Consider the following 18,290-nt stretch of genomic DNA (forward strand, 5'->3'; position numbering starts at 1 on the left):
GGATGGTTCGACGTCCAGGAGCACGGGATCCTCTTCCGCCGCGGCGGTCCCATCAAGCCGGTCGTGGTCGAGACCGACGTGCATCCCGGTTACATGACCGATTGGCAGCAGCCGCTCATCGTCGCGCTGACGCAGGCCGAGGGCGAGTCGATCGTGCACGAGACGGTGTACGAGAACCGCCTCGGCTTCACCCAGGCGCTCGTGAAGATGGGTGCCGACATCGTCGTGCACCCCCACGGTCTCGAGGGCGGAGCGCGGCGCGTGCCCCGCCGGGCGCTCGAGCAGGCAGCCGTCATCAACGGACCCACGCCGCTGCACGGCGCCGACATCGAGGTGCCCGACCTTCGTGGCGGGTTCTCCTACGTCGTGGCCGCGCTCGCCGCCGAGGGGGAGTCCACCGTCTCGGGCGTGGGCATCATCAGCCGCGGATACGAGAAGTTCTTCGACAAGCTCGACGCGCTCGGCGCCGATTTCGACATCGTCGGATGAGCGCCCGCACTCCCGCGTCCCCCGAGAAGACGCGACCGAGCGTCTTCTGGCTGCTCGGGGCGGTCGTGGTTCCGCTCGTGGGGCTTCTGGCCCGCATCGAGATCGTCGGCGGCGAGAAGGTGCCGCGCAGGGGCGCCTTCGTGCTTGCGCCCAATCACTACAGCGAGATCGACCCGCTGATCGTCGCGGTGATCGTCTGGCGCCTCGGTCGCGCGCCGCGCTTCATGGCCAAGGAGAGCCTGTTCCGGGTGCCGGTGCTGGGCTGGGCGCTGCGAGCCACCGGCATGGTACCCGTGGCACGGTCCTCGTCGTCGTCCGCGGCCAAGGAGACCCTCGCGGCTGCCGAGCAGCTCGTCGAGCACGGCCGCGGGGTGATCGTGTATCCGGAGGGTACGCTGACCCGCGATCCCGGTATGTGGCCGATGCGCGGCAAGACCGGCGCGGTGCGGCTCGCCCTCGAGGGCGATCTCCCCGTGATCCCGATGGCGCACTGGGGCGTCCAGCAGATCATGGGCAGGTACCAGAAGAAGATCAGTCTGTGGCCCCCGCGCAAGCGGGTGCGCGTGGTGATCGGCGACCCGGTCGACCTCGTCGAGTTCCGCGGCCGGGGCTCGCAGCCGGCGTCGCTGTCGGCAGCGACCACCCGCGTGATGGATGCGATCACGGCGCTGCTCGCCGGCATCCGGGGCGAAGAGGCTCCCGAGGTGCGCTGGAACCCCGCCCAGCACGCGCAGAAGGAGACGGGGCGCTTTGAGTCGTAGGCCGGTCGAGGGGCCCCGCGTCGCCGTGATCGGCGCGGGCAGCTGGGGAACGACGTTCGGCAAGATCCTCGCCGACGGCGGCGCGCAGGTCACCATGTGGGCGCGGCGTCCCGAACTTGCGCAGGAGATCGCCGAGGGCAAGCGCAACAGCCAGTACCTGCCCGGCATCAACCTGCCGCGAGGGATGACGGCGACCCATCACCTCTCCGAGGCGCTCGAGGGCGCCGAACAGGTCTACCTCTCGATTCCGAGCCAGGCCGTGCGGCAGAACCTCAAGGCGCTGCGGCCGCTCGTGGCTCCGACATCCGTTCCTCTCGTCAGCCTGATGAAGGGCGTCGAGCGCCGCTCGGGTCTGCGCATGAGCCAGGTCATCGAGCAGGAGCTCGAGTGCGATCCCGGCCGCATCGCCGTGGCGTCCGGACCCAACCTCGCCCTCGAGATCGCGCGCGAGCAGCCCACGGCCGCCGTCATCTCGTCGACGAGTCAGGAGACGGCGGATGCTGTGGCCCGTCGTGCCCGCAACGCCTACTTCCGCTCCTTCGTGAACACGGACGTCATCGGCACGGAGTTCGGCGGCGTGCTGAAGAACCTCATCGCCGTGGCGATCGGCATCGTCGACGGCGTCGGGTACGGCGAGAACACGAAGGCGTCCATCATCACCCGCGGGCTCGTCGAGATGACCGACTTCGCCGTCGCGTACGGCGCCCAGCCCGAGACCCTGCAGGGACTCGCGGGACTCGGCGACCTGATCGCGACCTGCCAGTCGCCGCTGTCGCGCAACAACACCGCGGGACGCCTGCTCGGCCAGGGGTACAGCTTCCAGGACGTGGTCAAGCAGATGGAGCAGACCGCCGAGGGACTGGCATCCGTCGCACCCGTGCTGCAGCTGGCCAAGGAGGTCGGCGTCGAGATGCCGATCGTCGAGCAGGTCAAGCGCGTGCTCGATGGCACCATGAACCCGCGCGACATCGCGCCCCACCTGACGACGGACGACGACACCCCGCGGGGCGAGAGGACGCAGAATGGACAAGCCGGCGGTGGCGGTGCTCTTCGGAGGGCGCTCCAGCGAGCACTCGATCAGTTCCGCGACGGCGGGCGGGGTGCTGCGCGCGATTGACCGCGACCGCTTCCGGGTGATCCCGGTGGGCATCACCCGCGAGGGCGTCTTCGTCCTCGAGCAGGACGACCCCGATCGCTTCGCCCTCGATGCGGCCCGGATGCCCGAGGTCCTCGACAACGGCACCCGGATCCTCTGGCCGGAGGGTGGCGCCGACCGCGAACTGCGCGTTCGGAACGCCGCCGGCGAGGTCTCCGTTCTCGGCCCCGTCGACGTGGTGCTCCCGATCCTGCATGGACAGCACGGCGAAGACGGCACCGTGCAGGGCTTCTTCGACACCCTGCGGATCCCCTGCGCCGGCGGCGGGGTGCTCGATTCGGCGCTCTGCATGGACAAGCACTTCATGAAGATCGCCCTCGAGGCGGCGGGTGTGCCCGTCGCGCCGTGGGTGACGGTGCGGTCGTCGAGGTGGGCAGGGGACTCCGAGGGCGTGCGGGCGGATGCGGCCGAACTCGGCTATCCGCTCTTCGTCAAGCCCGCCCGGGCCGGTTCGAGCGTGGGCGTCTCGAAGGCGCACGACGCCTCCGAACTCGACGAGGCGATGCGGATCGCGTTCGCCGAGGACGACAAGGTGCTGATCGAGCGTGGAATGTCGGGGCGCGAGATCGAAGTCGCGATCCTCGAAGGCAGCGACGGTGCCGTGCGGGCTTCGCTGCCCGGCGAGATCGTCCTGACCACGCGCGAGTTCTACGACTTCGAGGGCAAGTACCTCGGGGGCGACGGCGTCGACGTCGTCTGTCCCGCGGATGTGACGGATGCCGAGGCCGACGCGATCCGCGAGATCGGTGTGCGCGCGTTCCAGGCCGTCGATGGGCGCGGGCTCGCACGGGTGGACTTCTTCCTCACCGCCCACGGGCTGGTCGTCAACGAGTTGAACACGATGCCCGGATTCACGCCGATCTCGATGTTCCCGAAGTGCTGGATCGCCACGGGGATGACGTACGCGGAGCTGATCTCCGAGCTCATCGACACCGCTCTGGTCCGCGCCGCCTAGGCGGGGCGCACCGGCTCAGCCGGCCGGTCGGTCGGTGCAGACCCCGTCCACGGGCAGGGTCGCCACGGCGGGCGAGATGGCCTCGAGCACGGCGGCGCTCGAGACGCCGGTCTCGGCGTCGTTGTCGAGATAGATCTCGACGGCCGGTGTGCGTCCGAAGCTGGTCACCAGGTACCGCGGCGCGTCGGCGTCGTCGATGATCCAGTCCACGCCGTCCACGCTCTGGCACGGCAGGGTGGTCGGTCCGGGCGGCTCGACACCGCACGTGACGATCACGGCGGTGGGCGAGCCCCAGGCGCCGGTGGCCTGGGCATCCGTCCAGCGGCGCTCCTTGCCGTCGACCACCGCGGGCAGCCGCACCGAGACCTCGGCGCACAGCGGGTCGTCGGCTTCGGGAGCGGCCTCGAGCGAGACGGTCTGGCCGCAGGCGGTCAGCCCCAGGGAGAGCGTGAGCACGGCGATCGCGAGCGGAGCGCGGCGAGGGCGGGGCATCGCTCCAGGCTACCGTGGAGGGGTGACACAGCCTCCCGATCCGCCCCGCGTCGGCGATACGCCCGAGGGTGAGATCCTGCGCCGCATCCTCGCCGTGCTCGGGCCGACCCCGGGCGTGACGATCGGGCCGGGCGACGACGCCGCCGTGCTTCCCGGCGCCGGCCCGGTCGTCGTCACGACCGACACGCTCGTGCACGGACCCGACTTCCGCCTGTCGTGGTCGTCGGGCTTCGACCTCGGCTTCAAATCCGCTGCGGTCAACCTCGCCGACATCGCTGCGATGGGCGCGCGTCCGACGGCCCTCCTCGTGGCGCTCGCGATGCCTGCCGAGACCACCCTGGATTTCGTCGAGGACCTCGCCCGCGGGCTGCGCACGGCGTGCGAGCAGCTCGCCCCGGAGTGCGGGGTGGCCGGCGGCGACCTGACCATCTCACCGACCCTCACCATCGCCGTGACCGCCCTGGGCGCACTCGAAGGCCCTCCGGTGCTGCGCTCGGGCGCCCGGGCGGGCGACGTCGTCGCGCTCGCGGGCGAGGCGGGAGCCGCGGCCCGCGGGCTCTCGGTGCTGTTCGAGCGCTTCACGGATGCCGAGGGCCGCGCCCTCGCGATCGATCGATCCTCGCTCAGCCCGCTCGAGGCGGCATGCGTGGACGCGCAGCTGCGACCGCGCCCGCCGATCGCGCTCGGAGCGGCCGCCGCGCGAGGCGGGGCCAGCGCCATGATGGACGTCTCGGACGGTCTCGCGCTCGACGCGGGCCGCCTCGCGGACGCGTCCGGTGTGCGGATCGAGCTCGCCTCCGCGCTGCTCGGGCCTCATCTCCCGTGGGCCGTCGCCGGTGGGGAGGACCACGCGCTGCTGGCCACCTTCCCGGCCGATCGAGACCTGCCCGAGGGCTTCCGCGTCATCGGCCGTGCGGGTGCGGTCGACGACCCCGGAGGTGCCCGTGTGTGCGTCGACGGCGAGTCTGCGAGCGGCGGGTGGGACCCCTACCGGGATTGGGATCGCCGCGGCGATGCCGCCCCGGCATCCTGATTCAGATCTCTGTGTCCTGACTCGGACCTCTGTGTCCTGACTCAGACGTCTGTGCGTCGCAGCCACCACAGCGTCGTGTCGCCGTAGCGGCGGTCGCGCGTGTGCTCGAGGCCCGCCGGAGGCGTCGGGGCGTCGGAGCGACGCGAGCGCTCGACGACGACGACGGCATCGGGGGCGAGTGCCGGCACGAGCGCATCGAGAACCTGCGCGAGCGTCGTGTCGGGCAGGTCGTAGGGCGGATCGATGAGTACGAGGTCGTACGGGCCGCGCGTGCCCTGCACGAACGTCTCGGCCGCCGCGCGGTGGACTCGCGCGGGCACGCCGCCGATCGCGCGAGCCACCCGCTGGGCGTTGCGCTGCGCGACGGCGGCGGCACGAGCCGCCTTCTCGATGAGGTCGACGGAGGCAGCCCCCCGGCTCTGCGCCTCGAGCCCGAGGGCGCCGGATCCGGCGTACAGGTCCAGCACGCGTGCCCCTTCGACGGCGCCGGCGGATTCGAGCGCCGCGAACAGGGACTCGCGGACGCGGTCGCTCGTGGGGCGCGTCCCCGCGTCGGGGACGTCGAGGGCGATCGAGCCGGCACGACCCGAGATGATGCGTGTCACCGCCCCACGATAACCGTGGCGCGGCAGCCCCACGCGGCCGAGATGGATGTCGGGAGCCCCGCCTAGACTCGTCGCATGCCGTCGCTGAGCCTCGAATCGCGCCTGGACGGCGCCGTCGGGGGCAAGACCGCGGCGGCGCTGGGTCGTGCGTTCGGCATGAAGACGGTCGGTGACCTGCTCTCGCACTATCCGCGCCGCTACGCCCAGCGGGGAGAGCTGACGCCGATCGCTTCGCTGCCGCTGGGCGAGTCGGTGACGATCATCGCCCAGGTGACGCGCGTGGGCGAGCGCAGCATGCGCGCACGTCGCGGTTCCCTCCTCGAGGTGGTCATCAGCGACGGGCGCGGCGAAGTGACGCTGACGTTCTTCAATCAGCCGTGGCGCCTGGCAGATCTTCGGCCGGGCAGGCGCGGGATCTTCGCGGGCAAGGTGGGGGAGTACCGCGGCGGACGTCAGTTCGCTCACCCGGACTACGAGCTCTTCGACGACGACGATGCGCAGGCGGCCGCGCGCAGCGCCCAGGCCTGGGCGCGGGCACTCATTCCGATCTACCCCGCCACCGCGTCGGTTGCGAGCTGGCAGATCAAGAAGATCATCGACCTCGTGCTCGACGGGCTCGCACCGATCGATGATCCTCTGCCGGACGCGCTGAGGGATCGGCTCGGGCTGCTCTCGGCCAGCGAAGCACTGTTCCAGATCCACCGACCCGAGAACGAGGATGAAGCCGACCTCGCGCGTGCGACGCTGCGCATGCACGAGGCGCTCGTGCTGCAGACGGCGCTCCTGCAGCAGCGTCAGTTCGTCCGCGCGCTGTCGGCCACGCCGCGCCCGGCGCTGCCCGGCGGTCTGCTCGAGCGGTTCGACGACGTGCTGCCGTTCGAGCGCACGCCGGATCAGGTCGAGGTCGGCGCGCGGATCGGGGCAGACCTCGTCGCACCCTGGCCGATGAACCGCCTCGTGCAGGGCGAGGTCGGCTCCGGAAAGACGCTCGTCGCGCTGCGGGCGATGCTGCAGGTGGCCGAGTCCGGCGGACAGGCGGCGCTCATCGCCCCGACCGAGGTGCTCGCGGGGCAGCACCTGCGATCGATGGCACGCATGCTCGGCCCACAGCTGGCCCCTGAGCTCATGCCCACCCTCCTGACGGGTCAGATGCCCGCGGCCGAGCGGCGCAAGGCCGCGCTGCGGGTGGCGTCGGGACAGGCGCGGATCGTCATCGGCACCCACGCCCTGCTGAGCGATTCCACGACCTTCGCCGATCTTGCTCTCGTCGTCGTCGACGAGCAGCACCGCTTCGGAGTCGAGCAACGCGAGGCGCTGAGGGCCAAAGGTTCGAGCCCCCACGCTCTTGTCCTGACCGCCACCCCCATCCCCCGCACGGTCGCGATGACGGTCTTCGGAGACCTCGACGTCTCCACGATCCGCACGATGCCGGCCGGTCGACCGGGCATCGAATCGTTCGTGGCTCCCGTCGCCGAGAAGCCGGGCTGGTTCGCACGGGTCTGGCAGCGTGCGGCCGAGGAGGTGCAGAAGGGCCATCAGGTCTTCGTCGTGTGCCCGGCGATCGATGCCGAAGCTCCCCCGAAGGGCAAAGCTGCAGACGAGGCTCCGCTCGCTCCCGAGGTCGAGGGGGAGGCGAGCCGCGTGCGGTGGGGGGTGGTGCAGGTCGCGGAGATGCTCGCGGTCCACCCTCTCTATGCCGAGCTCCGGGTCGCCACGCTGCACGGCCGGATGAGCGGCGAGGAGAAGGACGCCATCATGCGTGCTTTCGCCGACGGACAGATCGACGTCCTCATCGCCACCACCGTCATCGAGGTCGGGGTCGATGTGCCGAACGCCTCGACGATGGTGATCCTCGAAGCCGACCGGTTCGGCGTGTCGCAGCTGCACCAGCTGCGCGGCAGGGTGGGCCGCGGGTCGGTTCCGGGGCTCTGTCTGCTCGTGACCGAGAGCGCGCCGCGCACGGATGCGCGCTCCCGGGTCGAGGCTGTCGCGCGCACACTCGACGGCTTCGCGCTCGCCGAGGTCGACCTCGAGCTGCGCGGCGAGGGAGATGTGCTGGGTGACGCGCAGTCCGGGGCGCGTTCCTCGCTGCGGCTGCTGCGGGTGGTCAGCGATGCCCACGTCATATCGCGGGCGCGCGAAGAGGCCGAGGCGATCCTCGAGACCGATCCCGCGCTGCGGCAGCACACGGGGCTGGCGGCGGCCATCGAACGTCGGCTCGACGTGACCGAACGCGCCGCCATGGCCAAGAACTGACCCGGATGCGCCCTATCGCGCGGATCCGATCGGGCTCGGCATCCCGCGCGTGGGTGCCCGGTAGGCTGGCGAGGTGAGCAACCGGATCGCCGTCGTGCCGGGATCGTTCGATCCTCCCACCCTCGGTCATCTCGACGTCATCCGTCGTGCGGCTTCGCTGTACGACACCCTTCATGTGCTGGTAGTGCACAACCCCGGCAAAGAGGCGATGCTGCCCATCGCGCAGCGTCTCGCCCTTCTCGAGCAGTCGATCGCCGAGAGCGACATCGAGGGTGAGATCGTCGTGGCCTCGTGGAGCATGGGTCTGCTCGTCGACTACGCGACCGATGTCGGGGCGGGTGTGCTCGTGAAGGGCATCCGCTCGCAGGTCGATGTCGCCTATGAGACGCCCATGGCGATCGTCAATCGCGATCTTGCGCACATCGAGACCGTCTTCCTGCTCCCTGATCCCGCGCACACGCTCGTCTCGAGTTCGCTTGTTCGTCAGGTGGCGGGACTGGGGGGCGACGTGTCGCCCTACGTTCCCGGCGCGGTGGCGCGCTTCCTCGACACCGGCGCCCGCGGGCTCTGATCCCGGCCCGACGCGCCCGGCGGCGCGGGTAGGCTGGTCGACCGTGAGAACCCGCAGACCAGGACCATTCAGCATCGGCGTGCGCGACATCGTCCACAGACCCGGAGAGATGCGCGAACACTCGTTCGAGGTGACTCTCGCCGAGCGATGGGGTGAGGGTCTGGTGCAGGTCGAGACGGGCGCCGAGGTCGACGTCGACGTACGTCTGGAGTCCGTGCACGAGGGGATCCTCGCCAGTGGAACGGCGGACGCCGAGTACACGGGGGTGTGCGGGCGATGCCTGATCGATATCGCCGCGCCCGTCGAAGTCGAGTTCCAGGAGCTTTTCGCGTATCCTGGGCAGGAAACATCCGACTTCGAGGTTCAAGACGACCACGTGGATCTTGAAACTCTGGTCAGAGATGCGATCGTGCTGTCGCTTCCGTTTCAACCGGTCTGCCAACCGGATTGCCCCGGGCTCGACCCGGAAACAGGCGAACGGCGGGCCGACACACCCGGCGCACCGTCACGCGCAGCCCTCGATCCTCGCTGGGCCGCGCTGACGGATTACGGCTCCGACGGATCCCCGTCCGACGCCGACAACACACCTTAGATCTCGGAACGAAAGAAGAAGAGCCATGGCAGGCAACCCTCCCAAGCGCAAGGTCTCGCGCTCGAACACCCGCTCGCGCCGCGCGCAGTGGAAGGCGGAGGCGACCCCTCTGGTCAAGACCGTCGAGAACGGCAAGGTCGTCTACAGCCGCCCTCACCAGGCGAAGGTCGTCACCGACTCGCAGGGCACCGAGCTGTTCCTCGAGTACAAGGGCCGCAAGGTCGCAGACGTCTGAGTCGATGACGGACGTCCCGGGGGGGAGGCGGCCACTCATCGACACGATCGGGATCGTCATCGACCCCGATCTGCTGTCTCTCGCCCTCACGCATCGCTCGTACGCGTACGAGAACGGCGGCACTCCGCACAACGAACGCCTCGAGTTCCTGGGGGATTCGGTGCTCGGCCAGGCTGTCACGGTCACGCTGTTCACCCGGCATCCCGAACTGGATGAGGGGTCGCTCGCCAAGCGGCGCGCGAGCGTCGTCTCGACCGTCGCCCTCGCCGAGGTCGCTCGCCGCATCGGCCTCGGCGACCACGTCCTGCTCGGGCGCGGCGAGGAGCAGACGGGTGGGCGCGACAAGGACTCGATCCTCGCCGACACGACCGAGGCCATCATCGGCGCGACATATCTGTCCGCCGGCCAGGATGCTGCCACGTCGCTCGTCCTGAGGCTGATCGAGCCGCTGCTGGCCGACCCCGACCGCTACGGGGCCGCCATGGACCCCAAGACGAGCCTGCAAGAGCTCGCCGCCCGCCGGCAGGCGACGCCTCCGGAGTACTCGATCGAGGCCGAGGGACCGGATCACAATCGGGTCTTCACCGCCACGGTGCGCGTCGGAGAGGTCAGCGCGACGGGCATCGGCACCAGCAAGAAGACGGCCGAGATGGCCGCGGCGCTCGAGGCGTGGCACACGCTCAGCGACGATGACTGACGCGCGCCGCTGCGCGCGGACCACCCCGATCCGAATCCACTGAGCCGTGCCCGAGCTTCCCGAGGTCGAGGTCGTGCGGCACGGGCTCGCCCCCGCTGTCACCGGCGCGCGCGTCGAGTCCGTGCAGGTGCACGACACCCGCGCGCTCACCCGTCACGCCGGCGGCGCGGCCGACTTCGAGGCGCGGCTCGCAGGTCGACGGATGCTGGGCGCCGCGCGCCGCGGCAAGTTCCTGTGGCTGCCCCTCGGTGCGCCCGCCGCCGCGGGAGCCGCGGCCGAGGTGGTGCCGGAGGCGCTTCTTGTCCACCTCGGCATGAGCGGGCAGATGTTGCTGCGTGAGTCCGGCGCGCCGGCCGAGCGCCACGAGCGGGTCCGCCTTCAGGTGGAACATCCCCTGCACGGATCGCTGGACATCCTCTTCTGCGACCAGCGGACGTTCGGCTCGCTCGCGATCGACCGGCTGCGAGAGACATCGGATGGACAGCCCGCCGGGCGCGGGGCCGCCGACGCTCTGGTTCCCGCACAGGTCGCGCATATCGCCCGCGATCCGCTCGATCCCGCGTTCGGCGATCGCGTCTTCATCGCTGCGCTCGCGCGCAAAGGGTCCGGCATCAAGCGCGTGCTGCTGGATCAGACCGTGCTCAGCGGGGTGGGCAACATCTACGCCGACGAGGCGCTGTGGGCCGCGCGCATCCATCCCGAGACACCCGCGCGGGAGCTGTCGTCCCGCGCGGGTGCCCGGATCCTCGCCGAGATCCGTGCGGTCCTGCACAGGGCTCTGGCCGAAGGCGGCACGAGCTTCGACGCCCAGTACGTGAACGTCAACGGTCAGGCGGGCTACTTCGCGCACAGTCTCCACGCCTACGGGCGTCAGGGTCTGCCCTGCCCGCGATGCGGCCGGTCCATCGCCCGCGCGCAGTTCATGAACCGATCGAGCCACTTCTGCCCGTCGTGTCAGCGCCGGCGCTGACTCTTCATCCTCCGTCGCTCAGCACCTTCTTCCAGGCTCCCTCGTACGAAATCGGCGCGAAGCCGATCGCCTCGTTGATGTCGAGCATCGGGCGGTTCTCCTCGGCGTTGAAGGTGATCACCCGGGGAGACTCGGGTGCCACCTCGCGCCAGGTGAGCAGGCCCGCGCACTTGACGAGCATGCCCAACCGATGGCCGCGGTGTTCGCGCAGCACGAGGGTGTCCTCCTGGTGCGAGGCGAGGGTGCGGTCCACGCCGATGACGAGTTCGTTGAAGGCGCAGAGCTCGCCCGTGCCGATGTGCTGCGCGGCGGTCACCTGCACGAGCTGATCGGCCTGCAGATAACGATCGTCGTGCAGGGCGACGCGCGCGGCATCCCACCGCTCCTCGTCGAACTGCATGGCGGCGGAGGGCGCGTCGGTCACCATCCGGGACTTCATCCACGCATATCCGTCGACATACTCCGGCGGTGTGGGGCCGACCCACTGCACGACGCGATACCCCTCGGCGGCGTCACGGGCCGCTGCGAGCAGTCGCTGCACGTCGTCGCCGCTCGCGCGCAGATCCAGCGCGCTGCACCGCTCGATCTGCTCGAGCGTGAATCCGTGCCGGGTGAGGAATCGCGCGGCCGGGTCGTCGGCGGGGACGCTGCCGAAACCGGTCGGCGGTTCGAGGCGGGGCCCCGGACGATCGGGGTGCTCGGTCCAGGACTGCAGGATGGAGCGCCCGTTCGCGCGCGCGACCGCTTCGAGCAGGTCCAGGCCGCCCGTGCCGATGCCATGGCCCCAGACCTCGGGCAGCAGCTCGACCAGGAGGAAGGCGACGACCGACGCCGACTCGATCGGCAGGTCGAGGCCGAGGCGCCCGACCGGCCGTCCGCGCTCGAGGACGAGCCACGACATCCGACGCTCGTACTCGTCGGGACGATAATGCGGCAGGAGGGCGGCCGCGGTCATGGCGTGGTCGTCGTGTCCGGAGACATGACGGTAGATCGCGTTTCGCACGTCGGCCATGGCGCGGAAGTCGGCGGCGTCGGCGGCGTCGATGTTCTCGGGAATGGTCATCGGCCGGAACTCGATGCCGGTGAGAGTGATGCTCATGATGGTTCTCTTCTTGTCGGAGTGGGTCGGGGATGCACGGCGCTCACGCGCCGTGCATCCAGAGCCGGGTAGCCATCGCGGCCTCGGCGTCGCGGCGCTCGCGCTCCGCGAGGAGGAACTCCCGCTGCCGGTGACGGTCGACGGCGTCCGTGTCGGCGACGGGACGCGAGCCCCACAGCAAGAGCCAGAGGCCGATGCGCATGGCCGCGCGATCGATCAGCGAAGCGCGGGGTACGCGTGTCGTCTCGGGAGGCAGGACCGAGAGAGGTTCGGGCGGGACGGGGTGCCGCGTGGTGAGCAGCGTGTTCATTGGTGTCTTCCTCGTGTGGATCGAACAGAGAGGCGGGAAGTGGGATGCCGAGATCGGCCGTCGCGAGAGGCGAGCGCCGATGGCGCGGAGAGTCGGCGGTCGATCGGGCCGAGGGAGAGAGCGCGGCAGCTCGACGGATGCCTGGGCGCTTCAGACGCGGAGGGCGAGCCCGAAGCGGGCAGAGTTCTCCCCTGCGCCGGTCAGATGCCGGTGTGGGCGCGACCGCCCAGGGATGCGCGGAGGGATGCGGTCACCGGACGCAGCGATGCGACTCCTGCGAGCGCGGCACGAATCGGCGTGATGCCGGTGCGGATGCTGTTCATCATCATGGTGACCTCCTCTCAACCTCTGACGCGAAGAGAGACGTTAGCGCGGTCCTGATGCCGACGTCAAGCGAATTCACAGAAATCATCGTCGCCCGGGCGTTGCCCGCGGGCGACGGGGCCCCGCTCGGGTAGCGTATGCGGGTAGTCGAGGCGGGCCGGAGGCGGAACCATGCACCTGAAGAGCGTCACGCTCAAGGGGTTCAAGTCGTTCGCGCAGCCGACGACCTTCGCGCTCGAGCCGGGCGTCACCGCCATCGTCGGCCCGAACGGATCGGGCAAATCCAACGTCGTCGACGCACTCGCCTGGGTGATGGGGGAGCAGGGGGCGAAGACGCTGCGCGGCGGCAAGATGGAGGACGTCATCTTCGCGGGTACCTCGACCCGAGGGCCGCTGGGCCGCGCCGAGGTGCAGCTCACGATCGACAACGCCGACGGCGCGCTCCCGATCGAGTACGCCGAGGTCACGATCAGCCGCACACTCTTCCGCAACGGCGCGAGCGAGTACGCGATCAACGGCGGCTCCTGCCGCCTGCTCGATGTGCAGGAGCTGCTCAGCGATTCGGGACTCGGCCGCGAGATGCACGTGATCGTCGGCCAGGGGCGCCTGGACACCGTGCTGCAGGCGTCGCCGGAGGATCGCCGCGGCTTCATCGAAGAGGCCGCCGGGATTCTGAAGCACCGCAGGCGCAAGGAGAAGACCCTGCGCAAACTCGACGCCATGGAGGCCAACCTCACGCGTCTCAGTGACCTCGCGGGCGAGATCCGCCGTCAGCTCAAGCCCCTCGGCCGCCAGGCCGAGATCGCGCGCGAGGCCCAGACGATCGCCGCCGTCGTGCGGGATGCGAAGGCGCGCCTGTATGCCGACGAACTGGTGGGCTTGCGCCGATCGCTCGCCGAGCACACACGCGGCGAGCAGGAACGCCACGCCGAGCGCATCGTGCTGCAGGAGCGCGCCGACGAGGTGCGACGCAGGGTCGAGAAGCTCGACGCGGAGCGCGGCGGGGATTCCGTGGATTCGGCCCGCAGCGTTCTGTTCGGCCTCGAGCAGGTGCAGGAGCGACTGCGTGGCCTGTTCACGCTGGCGAACCAGCGGCTCGCCCTTCTCGGGTCGGAGGACGATGACCGCCCGGCAGGCGTCACCGTGTCGCAGGCCGACATCGACGCCGCGCGAGCCGAGATCGGCGTCATCACCGACGCCGTGGGCGCGGCGACCGATACCGCCGCCGCGGCCGCGCGGGAGGTGGTCCACGTGCGCGCCGAGCTCGACGCGCTCGACACCGACATCGCCGCGCAGAGCGCGCTCGTCTCGGAGCACGATCTGCGCATCGCCCGCCTCCGCGCGGCGGCCGACGCGGCAGCATCCGCCCTCGCCGCGGTGCGCGGCGCGGTCCTGCGCCAGCAGAACGCCCTCGACGCAGCCCTCGTCCGGCGGGATGAGGCGGCCCAGGCGCTCGAGCAGCTCGAGCCCGAGACCGGCGAGGCCGAGGACTCCGGTGAGCACGCCGAGGCCTATGACCGTGCGCAGCGGGAGATCGGCGATGCGGAGGCCGATGTGTCACGCCTGCGCGACCGTCTGCACGCGGCAGAACGCGAGTCCGGTGCTCTCACGGCGCAGACGGCCGCGCTCAGCCGTGCACTCGAGGTCAAGAACGGCGCCGCCGCGCTGATCGCCGGCGGGCAGCCCGGCGTGCGCGGCCTCGTCGGCGACGCGGTGCAGGTGCGCCCCGGGTACGAGGCGGCGATCGCGGCCGTGCTCGGTCCGCTCGCCGAGGGGGTCCTGGCGGAGAGCAGGGACGAGGCGTTCGCGGTGCTGGCCGAGGCCGAGCGGGCCGAACTCGGCGCGGTCGAGGTCGTGATCGCCGATGCCTCTGCGGGAAGCGCGCCTCCGCCGCACGCCGTCGGCATCGTGTCGGCCCTCGATGTCGTCGAGGCGCCCCCGGGGGTGCTCGGGATGCTGCGGCACGTCGTGATCGCCGACGATCTGGGCGCCGCGCGCGCGGTCTGGCCGGCCCTCGCCGCGCACCCGCACGCCGTGACGGTCGTGACGCGTGCCGGTGAAGTGGCCACATCCCACCTGCTGCGCGGCGGTTCGGGCGGATCCCCCTCACGTCTGGCCCTTCTCGCGGAGCGGGACTCGGCTGCGGAACGACTGACCGAGACGACGGCCGAGGCGGAGGACCTGCGAGGGCGACTCGCCACGGCGCAGGCCACGCTCACGGCACGCCGCCGCGCGGTGGCCGAGGCGCTCACCGCATTGCGGGAGCACGACGCGGCCCTCGCGGCGCGCGCGGAGCAGTCGAACCGGATCACCGTGCGCCACGAGGCGGCGGTCGCGGAGTGCGACCGCCTGCGATCGGGGCTCGCGCAGGCGGAGGCTGCCGTCGACGATGCCGAGAGCGCGGCGCGCCGGGCCGCGGCCGAGCTGCAGACGGCGCAGGAGACGCCTCGGCCGATTCTCGATGCGTCCGCGCGGGAGGGTGTGCTCGCCGAGATCGAGCAGGCCCGTGAGACCGAGATGCGGGCGCGGCTCGAGGTCGAGACCCTGCGCGAGCGCGTCCGCGCCCAGCAGGCACGGGTCGCCGGGCTCGAGCGCACGCGCGACGCCGAGCGGGCCGCGGCTGAGGAGGCCGCTCGGCGAGCGGTGGTGCGTCGGGCGCAGCGTGAATCGGCAGCATCCGTCATCGCCGAGGTGCCCCGCGTGCTGGACTCGATCGACCGTTCGGTGTCCGAGGCGCGCCTCGCGCTGGCCGAGGCGGAGCGGGAGCGCGCGGCGCAGAACGCCGAGCTCACCCAGCTCCGTTCGCAGGACGCGGCGATGCGCGAGCGCCTCGCCGCGCTCACCGAGGGAGTGCACTCGCTCGAACTGCAGATCCACGAGAAGAAGCTGCACGTCACGGGACTGCTCGATCGGGTGCGATCCGAGTTGGGCCTGGACGAGGATATTCTCATTTCGGAATACGGGCCGGATCAGGTCGTCCCGGCGGATGGGGGAGTCGATCCGGAGCGCGCGGAATCGGGCGATGATCAGAGCGACGATGAGATGGTCGCGGGCGAGCCCTTCGACCGCGCCCGGCAGCAGCGGCGCCTGCAGGATGCGGAGCGCAAGCTCGGTCAGCTCGGTCGCGTGAACCCGCTCGCCCTCGAGGAATTCGCGGCGCTCGAGCAGCGGCACGGGTTCCTCACCGAGCAGCTGGCCGACCTCACTCAGACCCGCAAGGACCTGATGACGATCATCGCCGAGCTCGACGAGCGGATGCAGACGATCTTCGAGGCGGCCTTCGACGACACGAAGGCGGCCTTCGCCGAGGTGTTCCCGATCCTGTTCCCGGGGGGTACGGGAAGCATCTCCCTGACCGACCCGGACAACCTCCTGACCACCGGCATCGAAGTCTCGGTGCGCCCGGTCGGCAAGAAGATCGAGCGACTCTCGCTGCTCTCGGGCGGCGAGCGGTCCCTCGCGGCCGTCGCGCTGCTGACGGCGATCTTCAAGGCACGCCCGAGCCCGTTCTACATCCTCGACGAGGTCGAGGCCGCCCTCGATGACGCCAACCTCGGGCGCCTGCTCGGCGTCTTCGAACAGTTGCGTGCATCGAGCCAGCTGATCGTCATCACCCATCAGAAGCGCACGATGGAGATCGCCGACGCCCTGTACGGCGTCTCGATGCGTCAGGACGGGGTGTCGGCGGTCGTCGGGCAGCGCATCGTCGAACGCGCGGCGTCCTAGGCTGGAGCCATGGCGGAGAATTCCTGGTCGCTCGGTCGCGCGCTGCGCGGCATGTTCGTCAAGCCGACCATCGACGAGACGACGTGGGACGACCTCGAGACCGCCCTCATCCAGGCCGACTTCGGGCCCGACATCACCGAGCGCATCGTCGACGAGCTGCGTGAGAAGGTCGAGCGGTTCCGCACGACCGATCCCAAGGATCTGCAGCGGATGCTGCGCGAGACGCTCGAGGAGCACTTCGCGCGTTTCGACACCACCCTCCGGTTGACCGAGCGACCCGCCGTCGTGCTCGTCGTGGGGGTCAACGGCGTGGGCAAGACGACGACGATCGGCAAGTTCGCGAAGTTCCTGCAGCGGTACGGCCGCTCCGTCGTCGTCGGAGCCGCCGACACCTTCCGCGCGGCCGCCGTCGACCAGCTCGCGACGTGGGCCGAGCGTGGCGGAGCCGCGATCGTGCGCCCGCAGCAGCAGGGTCAGGATCCGGCATCCGTCGCTTTCCAGACCATCGAGTACGCCCAGCGCACGGGCACCGAGATCGTGTTGGTCGACACGGCGGGGCGTCTGCACACCAAGGGCGGTTTGATGGACGAGCTCGGCAAGATCCGGCGCGTCATCGAGAAGCAGGCCCCGATCAGCGAGGTGCTGCTCGTGCTCGATGCGACGACGGGTCAGAACGGCGTGATGCAGGCGCAGGCGTTCCTCGAGCACGCGGGGGTGACGGGTCTGGTGATCACCAAGCTCGATGGCTCGGCCAAGGGCGGTTTTGTGCTCGCGGTGCAGGAGCGCACCGGCATTCCCGTGAAGCTGCTCGGCCAGGGCGAGGGCATCGGAGATCTCACGGGCTTCACCCCGCACGTCTTCGCCCAGGCCCTGGTCGGCTGAGCGCCCCCGATCCGCGGGCGTTATCGCGCCGCACCGCGCGGCGGGCTACCGCGAGGCGCCCCGACGGTGGTTGCATGGAGTCATGACGATCGAGCACGACTTCTTCGGACTCCTCGAGTCCGGGCCCGATGGGTCGATCTTCTGGTCCGAGAACATCGAGTTCGGAGACCAGTCGGTGACCGTCGATCTGACCGCGCCCGATCAGGACGATGTGTCCTCGGCCGCTCTCGACGTCGCCGCGGCGATGGTGTCGGCGCTCGAGAACATCGATCGTCGCGCGCGAGATGCGATGCTCGCCCAGTTCGACGACCGCACGAGCGAGGTCACCGAATACGTGCTGCACCAGCAGCAGACCCTCGGCGCCGACGAGCTCGAGGAGATGCTCGCCGATGTGTCGGGCGACATCGCGGTGGATGTCATCCGCTCGCTGCAGCTGATGAGCATGACGATCCTCGCCGACGAGCTCGGCAGCGGTGATCCCTTCGCCGTGCTCGAGTACGCGCTCGACCCCGACGCCACCGATGACGTGCTGCTGGTCAATCTCGCGAGCGACGGCGAGATCCAGTCGGTGACCAGCGCGGAGTAGCGCCGTCACGCGCGCTCACGGAGGAGATCCCCGGTTCGGAGGATGCTGCGGCGCATTGCGATCCTCCGAAGTGGAGATCCCCTCCCCGAGCGGGGAACCGAGCCGATCTCAGACCGCCTGAGCGAACCCGAGATCTGCCGCCTCGGCGATGTGTGACAGGTGCTCGGGGATCTCGCGCCCCTTCGACCGCATCGACTGCGCCCAGAGGCGCCCCGCGCGATAGGACGAACGCACGAGGGGCCCGGCGAGCACGCCGAGGAAGCCGATGCGCTCCGCCTCATCCTTGAACTCGACGAACTCCTGAGGCTTGACCCAGCGGGCCACCGGCAGGTGCCGAGGCGTCGGGCGCAGATACTGCGTGATCGTGATGATGTCGGTCCCGGCGTCGTGCAGGTCCTGCAGCGCCTGCACGACCTCCTCCGGCTCCTCGCCCATGCCGAGGATGAGGTTGGACTTGGTGATCAGGCCCGCCGCGCGCGCCTGGGTCAGCACATCGAGCGAGCGCTCGTAGCGGAATGCGGGACGGATCCGCTTGAAGATGCGTGGTACCG

The 18,290-nt window shown here is 70.5% G+C and carries 18 protein-coding genes and 2 pseudogenes; 14 read left to right on the forward strand and 6 right to left on the reverse strand.

Annotation, left to right across the window (positions count from 1 at the left end; translation table 11 throughout):
• The 4 genes and pseudogenes from DI573_RS08290 to DI573_RS08305 form a co-directional block, all read left to right on the forward strand.
• Nucleotides 1-489, forward strand: a pseudogene (locus tag DI573_RS08290) (UDP-N-acetylglucosamine 1-carboxyvinyltransferase); the annotation flags it as partial.
• A complete protein-coding gene (locus DI573_RS08295) occupies nt 486-1,250 on the forward strand; it encodes a lysophospholipid acyltransferase family protein (protein WP_292812751.1) in 765 nt (254 codons plus the stop codon). The pseudogene DI573_RS08290 and the gene DI573_RS08295, both read left to right, overlap by 4 nt.
• The gene (locus DI573_RS08300; RefSeq protein ID WP_292812753.1) at nt 1,240-2,367 is read left to right on the forward strand and encodes an NAD(P)H-dependent glycerol-3-phosphate dehydrogenase; all 1,128 of its coding nucleotides are present in this window, start codon (nt 1,240-1,242) and stop codon (nt 2,365-2,367) included. The genes DI573_RS08295 and DI573_RS08300 overlap by 11 nt, the downstream gene beginning before the upstream one ends.
• Nucleotides 2,273-3,361: a D-alanine--D-alanine ligase family protein gene (locus tag DI573_RS08305; RefSeq protein WP_292812755.1), complete on the forward strand. Its 1,089-nt coding sequence runs from the start codon at nt 2,273-2,275 to the stop codon at nt 3,359-3,361. The genes DI573_RS08300 and DI573_RS08305 overlap by 95 nt, the downstream gene beginning before the upstream one ends.
• 15 nt (nt 3,362-3,376) lie before the next feature.
• Here the strand turns inward: DI573_RS08305 and DI573_RS08310 are convergent, their stop codons facing one another.
• Nucleotides 3,377-3,853 (reverse strand): DUF3515 family protein, encoded by a 477-nt coding sequence (locus DI573_RS08310; protein WP_292812758.1) that lies wholly within the window; start codon nt 3,851-3,853, stop codon nt 3,377-3,379.
• 22 nt (nt 3,854-3,875) lie between these two features.
• Here DI573_RS08310 and thiL point away from each other — a divergent pair, with 22 nt between their 5' ends.
• Nucleotides 3,876-4,886, forward strand: coding sequence for a thiamine-phosphate kinase (thiL, locus tag DI573_RS08315; protein ID WP_292812760.1), 1,011 nt, complete (start codon nt 3,876-3,878; stop codon nt 4,884-4,886).
• 41 nt (nt 4,887-4,927) lie between these two features.
• On the opposite strand, the gene rsmD is transcribed toward thiL, so the two are convergent.
• The gene (gene rsmD, locus DI573_RS08320; RefSeq protein ID WP_292812762.1) at nt 4,928-5,491 is read right to left on the reverse strand and encodes a 16S rRNA (guanine(966)-N(2))-methyltransferase RsmD; all 564 of its coding nucleotides are present in this window, start codon (nt 5,489-5,491) and stop codon (nt 4,928-4,930) included.
• 75 nt (nt 5,492-5,566) lie between these two features.
• On the opposite strand from rsmD, the gene DI573_RS08325 reads away from it, so the two are divergent.
• The 6 genes from DI573_RS08325 to mutM all read left to right on the forward strand — a co-directional run bounded on the left by DI573_RS08325 (nt 5,567) and on the right by mutM (nt 10,812).
• Nucleotides 5,567-7,747, forward strand: a complete 2,181-nt coding sequence (locus DI573_RS08325) for an ATP-dependent DNA helicase RecG (protein ID WP_292812764.1) — start codon at nt 5,567-5,569, stop codon at nt 7,745-7,747.
• A 73-nt stretch (nt 7,748-7,820) separates the two neighbouring features.
• On the forward strand, nt 7,821-8,318 hold the full coding sequence (coaD, locus tag DI573_RS08330; RefSeq protein ID WP_292812766.1) for a pantetheine-phosphate adenylyltransferase: 498 nt from the start codon (nt 7,821-7,823) through the stop codon (nt 8,316-8,318).
• Nucleotides 8,319-8,427: 109 nt separating this feature from the next.
• A complete protein-coding gene (locus DI573_RS08335; protein WP_292812790.1) occupies nt 8,428-8,910 on the forward strand; it encodes a DUF177 domain-containing protein in 483 nt (160 codons plus the stop codon).
• A 25-nt stretch (nt 8,911-8,935) separates the two neighbouring features.
• The gene (gene rpmF / locus DI573_RS08340; protein WP_248149085.1) at nt 8,936-9,145 is read left to right on the forward strand and encodes a 50S ribosomal protein L32; all 210 of its coding nucleotides are present in this window, start codon (nt 8,936-8,938) and stop codon (nt 9,143-9,145) included.
• A gap of 4 nt (nt 9,146-9,149) precedes the next feature.
• Entirely contained in the window at nt 9,150-9,842 is a 693-nt protein-coding gene (gene rnc / locus DI573_RS08345) for a ribonuclease III (protein ID WP_292812771.1), read from the forward strand.
• 46 nt (nt 9,843-9,888) lie between these two features.
• A complete protein-coding gene (gene mutM, locus DI573_RS08350; protein WP_292812773.1) occupies nt 9,889-10,812 on the forward strand; it encodes a bifunctional DNA-formamidopyrimidine glycosylase/DNA-(apurinic or apyrimidinic site) lyase in 924 nt (307 codons plus the stop codon).
• Nucleotides 10,813-10,816: 4 nt separating this feature from the next.
• On the opposite strand, the gene DI573_RS08355 is transcribed toward mutM, so the two are convergent.
• The 3 genes from DI573_RS08355 to DI573_RS08365 form a co-directional block, all read right to left on the reverse strand.
• Nucleotides 10,817-11,911, reverse strand: coding sequence for a GNAT family N-acetyltransferase (locus DI573_RS08355; protein ID WP_292812776.1), 1,095 nt, complete (start codon nt 11,909-11,911; stop codon nt 10,817-10,819).
• A gap of 43 nt (nt 11,912-11,954) precedes the next feature.
• Nucleotides 11,955-12,221 carry a hypothetical protein gene (locus tag DI573_RS08360; protein ID WP_292812778.1) on the reverse strand — a complete coding sequence of 89 codons (267 nt, stop codon included), beginning with the start codon at nt 12,219-12,221 and terminating at the stop codon, nt 11,955-11,957.
• Between the two features lie 200 nt (nt 12,222-12,421).
• On the reverse strand, nt 12,422-12,550 hold the full coding sequence (locus tag DI573_RS08365; protein WP_292812781.1) for a hypothetical protein: 129 nt from the start codon (nt 12,548-12,550) through the stop codon (nt 12,422-12,424).
• Between the two features lie 166 nt (nt 12,551-12,716).
• Here DI573_RS08365 and smc point away from each other — a divergent pair, with 166 nt between their 5' ends.
• The 3 genes from smc to DI573_RS08380 all read left to right on the forward strand — a co-directional run bounded on the left by smc (nt 12,717) and on the right by DI573_RS08380 (nt 17,739).
• Complete coding sequence (smc, locus tag DI573_RS08370; protein WP_292812783.1) at nt 12,717-16,271, forward strand: chromosome segregation protein SMC; 3,555 nt, start codon at nt 12,717-12,719, stop codon at nt 16,269-16,271.
• Between the two features lie 9 nt (nt 16,272-16,280).
• The gene (gene ftsY, locus DI573_RS08375) at nt 16,281-17,153 is read left to right on the forward strand and encodes a signal recognition particle-docking protein FtsY (protein WP_292812785.1); all 873 of its coding nucleotides are present in this window, start codon (nt 16,281-16,283) and stop codon (nt 17,151-17,153) included.
• A gap of 82 nt (nt 17,154-17,235) precedes the next feature.
• Complete coding sequence (locus DI573_RS08380; protein WP_292812787.1) at nt 17,236-17,739, forward strand: DUF2004 domain-containing protein; 504 nt, start codon at nt 17,236-17,238, stop codon at nt 17,737-17,739.
• Nucleotides 17,740-17,847: 108 nt separating this feature from the next.
• On the opposite strand, the pseudogene DI573_RS08385 reads toward DI573_RS08380, so the two are convergent.
• A pseudogene (locus DI573_RS08385) lies at nt 17,848-18,290 on the reverse strand (lipoyl synthase); the annotation flags it as partial.

This window comes from Microbacterium sp. (genome assembly GCF_003248605.1).
Taxonomy (GTDB): Bacteria; Actinomycetota; Actinomycetes; order Actinomycetales; family Microbacteriaceae; genus Microbacterium.